The following is a 1028-nucleotide window of genomic DNA, read 5'->3' on the forward strand; positions in this document are numbered from 1 at the left end:
TCAGGGAATACAAATTGTTCGTGGATTTGATCTTGAGGAGCCATCCAAGCGCGGATACCCTCGTTAAGCAAAATGTTTTTGGTATAGAAAGTTTCAAACTCTGGGTCTTCCGCCGCCCGCAATTCTTGGGAGACGAAATCATAAGCCCGCAGGTTGAGTGCCAAACCGACAATACCAACCGCTGCCATCCACAAGCCTGTAACTGGCACGAACAACATAAAGAAGTGCAGCCAGCGCTTGTTGGAGAAAGCAATACCGAATATCTGTGACCAGAAACGGTTTGCGGTCACCATTGAATAGGTTTCTTCTGATTGGGTGGGATTGAATGCTCGGAAGGTGTTAGCTCCTTCTCCGTCTTCAAACAAGGTGTTTTCCACAGTGGCTCCGTGAATCGCACACAACAGCGCACCACCCAACACACCTGCTACTCCCATCATGTGGAAGGGGTTGAGGGTGAAGTTATGGAACCCTTGGACAAACAAAATAAACCGGAAGATTCCTGCTACACCAAAGCTGGGAGCAAAGAACCAAGATGATTGTCCTAAGGGGTACATCAGGAATACACTGACGAATACCGCTATCGGGGCAGAAAACGCCAAAGCGTTGTAGGGACGGATTCCTACCAGCCGCGCAATTTCAAATTGCCGCAGCATGAAGCCTATTAAACCAAAAGCTCCGTGCAACGCTACGAATGGCCACAATCCACCCAATTGGAACCAACGGGTGAGGTCGCCTTGGGCTTCTGGTCCCCACAACAGCAATAGGGAATGTCCTAAACTGTCTGCTGGGGTGGATACTGCCACTGTCAAGAAGTTACAGCCTTCCAAGTAAGAGGAGGCTAAACCGTGGGTGTACCAAGAGGTGACGAAGGTTGTGCCTGTCAGCCAACCGCCTAGTGCTAGGTAAGCACAGGGGAACAGTAGTAACCCTGACCAACCTACGAATACAAAGCGATCGCGCTTGAGCCAGTCGTCTACTACGTCAAACCACCCTCTTGTACTTGGGGCGCGTCCAACTGCGATGGTCAT

At 50.4% G+C, this 1028-nt stretch carries 1 protein-coding gene; it reads right to left on the bottom strand.

What is annotated here, in order from left to right:
- Positions 1-1028, bottom strand: a 1028-nt coding sequence (psbD, locus tag ACM0OY_RS40435; RefSeq protein WP_414574306.1) for a photosystem II D2 protein (photosystem q(a) protein), incomplete at both ends; no start/stop codon positions are given.

The sequence above is a fragment of the Nostoc sp. CCY 9925 genome, from assembly GCF_963920935.1.
GTDB lineage: Bacteria > Cyanobacteriota > Cyanobacteriia > Cyanobacteriales > Nostocaceae > Nostoc.